Origin of the sequence: Methylobacterium sp. ME121 (genome assembly GCF_000974725.1) — a bacterium.
Lineage (GTDB): Bacteria > Pseudomonadota > Alphaproteobacteria > Rhizobiales > Beijerinckiaceae > Methylobacterium > Methylobacterium radiotolerans.
Map to the genome: position 1 here is coordinate 1 of NZ_BBUX01000144.1, position 3,826 is coordinate 3,826.

Sequence of the window (3,826 nt, forward strand, 5' to 3'; positions counted from 1 at the left end):
CGAGGCCCGCGCGCAGGCCGAGGCCCTCGCCGCGCGGCTCGACGGCGCGCCGCCGGCCCCCGACCGGGCCGAGGCCCGGCGCTGGCTGGAGCAGCTCGAGGCGGCCTGCCCGGCGCTGAATCAGCGCCTCTGGGGCGACAAGCCCGGACCGCACGGGCCGGCGGCCCGGGCGGCGTTCACGCATTTCGCCCGCTGGCTCGTGGCCCGCTCCGGCACCGGGACGCTCGTGGCCCTGTTCGACCGGCTGCGGCCCCGCCCCTCCGGCCGCTACGGCTCCCTGCCGGTCTCGCCCTGGGACCTGCCCACCGCCTGCGGGGTCCGGGCCGCCCTGACCGCCGCCCCCGAGGCGGAGTACGCGGAGGCCCTGGAGGCCGCCCTCCGGCTCGCCGCGGCGGAGCGGGAGCCGACCCTCGCCCGCTGGCTCGCGGCGGTCTTCGCGGACGACCGGCCCGGCGCCGACCACGCCCTCTGGGCCCGCGCGGTGCTGGCGCGCTGCGACCCGCCGGATCCCAAGGCCTACGGCACGTCCCACGCGGCCCTGCCGCTGATCGTCGACCTGCCGCCCGCGCTGGCGGCGCCCTGGTACGCCGCGCCGTATCACCGGGCGACGCTGGCGACCTGCGACGTGGCGGCCGACGAGGCCGCCGCGACCGCGATCGCCGCCGCCGAGGCGGCCGGCGAGGCGGCCACCCCGGCCCTCGTCTGGCTCCTGGAAGGGGCGGTCGGCCCCGAGCGCACGCTCATCGCCCGGGCGCTGCTGGAGACCCGTGCCGCCGACGCCCTCGACGCGCTCCTGCCCTTCGTCGGCACCAAGCTGGTCCGCGACGCCCTCGACGCCGCCGACGCGGCCTTCCCCGACTGGATGCTGCGGGCCTATCTGGGCGCACTCCACGGCAAGGGGGAGCCCGCCTACGGCCCCAGGGCCGTGACGCTCGCCGAGCGCCACGGGCACGAGACCGCCCGCGCCTGGGCGGCGGCCGAGGGCGGCCGGGGCGCGGGGCGCCTGGATCGGCTGCTCGCCGCCGGGAGCGCGCCGCAGGCGGCGCCGGAGGCCCTGCCGCCCGTGCTCCGGGACCCGCCCTGGCGGCGGCGCGGGGCCGCGCGCGCCCGGTCGGAACGGGCGGTGGCGCCGATCCCGACGCCCGTCGCGCACGGTTTCGACCCCGACGAGGCCCTCGACCGCAGCACCTTCTACTTCGAGGCCGGGACGCTGGTGGAGTCCATGACGGACCTCGCGGCGCGGATCCGCGCCACCGAGGCGGAGGCCCTCTACGACATGCCGATCCCGCCGCCGGCCGAGCCCGTCCCCGCCGCCGACGCGGAGCCCGGGGCGGCCCTGGCCTGGCTCGACCGCCGGCTCGACCTCACCCGCGAGCAGTTCACCGGCTTCTTCTACTTCAACTACGGGCCCTGGTTCCGGATGGTCGGGTGGCAGCCCGAGCCCCTGGCGCTGATGCTGTGGGAGAAGACCGGGCCGCAGCGCGCCCATTACGTGGCGTGGCGGCGCACCATCGCGGTGATGCTGTGCCGCTTCGGCGCGCGGGCCGTGCCCGGCCTCGTCCGCCTCGTCGCGGCGGATCCGGCGCAGCTCCTGCCGGAGGTCGAGCCCGTGGACGCCGCCGACCTCGCCCCGGTCGCCGCCCGGGCCTTCCACCGCACCCGCAAGCTCCGGCCGCGGCCGCGTGGCTGCGCGCCCATCCCCGCACCGCCGCGCTGCGGCTCCTGCCCGAGACCCTCGGGCCCGCCGGCCCGGACCGCGACGCCGCCGACGCGGCCCTGCGCTTCCTCGCCGCCGAGCCCGCGGGTCGCGCCGCCCTCGACGCCGCCGTCGCGGCCTACGCGGAGCGGGATCCCGGCGTGCCCGGGGCGGTGGCTGCCGGCGTCGACAGCGACCCGCTGGAGCAGGTGCCGTCCAAGCCGCCGAAGCTCCCCGACTGGGTGGTTCCGGCCGCCCTGCCCCGCCCGATCCTGCGCAGCGGCGGCGCCCTGCCCGACGCCGCCGTCACCGCCCTGTGCGAGATGCTCGCCTTCTCGGACCCGCTCGCGCCCTACGCCGGCGTCGCGCAGGTCCGCGCCGCCTGCACGCCGGAGAGCCTCGACGCCTTCGCGGTCGCGCTGTTCCAGTCGTGGATCGCGGCCGGCGCCAAGGCGACGGGGGAGTGGGCCCTGCAGGCGCTCGCCCTGATCGGCGGCGACCACGCCGCCCGCGACCTCACCCGGCAGATCCGCGCCTGGGGGCAGGCGGGCCTGAAGCCCCGCGGCAAGGCCGGCATCGCCGTGCTCGCGGGGATCGGCACCGACGTGGCGCTGATGAACCTCAGCGCCATCGCCGAGAAGAGCCCGCTGCTGCAGCTGCGGGAGGCCGCCCGCGCCGCCATCGTCGAGGCCGCCGAGGCGCGCGGCCTCGACGAGGTCGACCTCGCCGACCGGCTCTCCCCCGATCTCGGCCTCGACGCCCGGGGCGGGCTCGACCTGTCCTTCGGGGCGCGCCGGTTCCGGGTCGGCTTCGACGAGACCCTGAAGCCCGTTCTGCGCGACGCCGAGGGCCGGCGACTCGCTGCCCTGCCCCGTCCGACCAAGGCGGACGATCCCGAGGCGGCGAAGGCAGCGTCCCGGCACTGGGCGGCCCTGCGCAAGGACGCGGAGGCCGCGGCCGGCCTGCAGGTCACCCGGCTCGAGGCCATGCTGGCGTCCCAGCGCCGCGTCGCCCCCGGGGTGTTCTGGCCGTTCTTCGCCGCCCACCCGCTGATCCGCCACCTCGCCGGGCGCCTCGTCTGGGGCCTCTACCCGGACGGCGCGCCCGCGACGCCGCCGGGGCGCGTCTTCCGCCTCGCGGAGGATCTCTCGCCGACCGACGCCGCGGACGACGCCCTCGGCCTCGACGTCGCGGCGGCCGAGGGCGTGGTCGGCCTCGTCCATCCCCTGCACCTCGGCCCGGACGCCCTGGCGGCCTGGAGCGGCCTGTTCGCCGACTACGAGATCGCCCAGCCCTTCCCGCAGCTCGCCCGCGAGACCTTCGCGTTCACCGAGGCCGAGCGGGGCGGCGCCGAGACCCTGCGCTTCGACGGAATCCGGGTGGGCGGCCGCCGCCTGCGCGGCCTGCGGCCCCAGGGCTGGTCGACCGACACCGGTGGCGAGCACGTCCATGCGGTGCAGCGGCCGGTCGCGCTGCCCGACGGAACCCGCCTCGTCGCGGTCCTGCGCTTCGAGGACGGGTTCTGGCACCGGCCCGGCCCGGAGGGCGACGGGATCCAGACGCTGCGGAGCCTGACCCTGTCCGAGACCGGCTGGCGCGCCGCGGCGACCCACCGGTTCGGCGACCTCGATCCGGTGACCGCCAGCGAGGTCCTGCGCACGCCGAGCCTGCTCGCCGCCGCCGGCGACGCGTGAGAGGGAGACAGCCCATGGAACGCTACGAGCTGGTCGAGGGCAGCGCGGCCAAGTTCTGGGAGGTCGGCGTCTCCGGCCCGACGCTCACCGTCCGCTTCGGGCGCCTCGGCACCCAGGGCCAGAGCAAGGACAAGACCTGCGCCGACGCGGCCGCGGCCGTGAAGGAGAAGGACAAGCTCGTCCGCGAGAAGACCGCCAAGGGTTACGTCCGCGCCGACGGGGCGGCCCCCGCGCCGGCCCCCGCACCGGCCGCGGCCCGGAAGCCCGGTGCGGCGCGGGCGTCCGGACCGGCTGCCGAGACGGCTGCCGAGACGGTTGCCGAGACGGTTGCCGAGACGGTTGTCGAGACAGCCGCGGCGGGAGCCGTCGAGCCGGCCGTCGCGCCGCCGGCCGCGTCCTCGCCGGCCCCGGCCGCCCCGGCGGAGCCCGTCCAGCC

2 protein-coding genes and 1 pseudogene are annotated in these 3,826 nt (G+C 78.5%); all 3 read left to right on the top strand.

Going from position 1 to position 3,826, the window contains the following annotated elements; all coding sequences use genetic code 11:
- A pseudogene (locus ME121_RS34815) lies at positions 1–2,185 on the top strand (hypothetical protein); the annotation flags it as partial.
- Positions 2,186–2,310: 125 nt separating this feature from the next.
- Positions 2,311–3,390 carry a DUF4132 domain-containing protein gene (locus ME121_RS34820; protein ID WP_245337870.1) on the top strand — a complete coding sequence of 360 codons (1,080 nt, stop codon included), beginning with the start codon at positions 2,311–2,313 and terminating at the stop codon, positions 3,388–3,390.
- A 14-nt stretch (positions 3,391–3,404) separates the two neighbouring features.
- Positions 3,405–3,826 (top strand): WGR domain-containing protein (locus ME121_RS32435; RefSeq protein ID WP_491892948.1); only part of this gene is annotated, 422 nt, incomplete at its 3' end.

Coding starts and splice junctions, on each gene's coding strand:
- ME121_RS34820 (WP_245337870.1), top strand. CDS start 2,311: ATGAACCTCAGCGCCATCGCCGAGAAGAGCCCGCTGCTGCAGCTGCGG.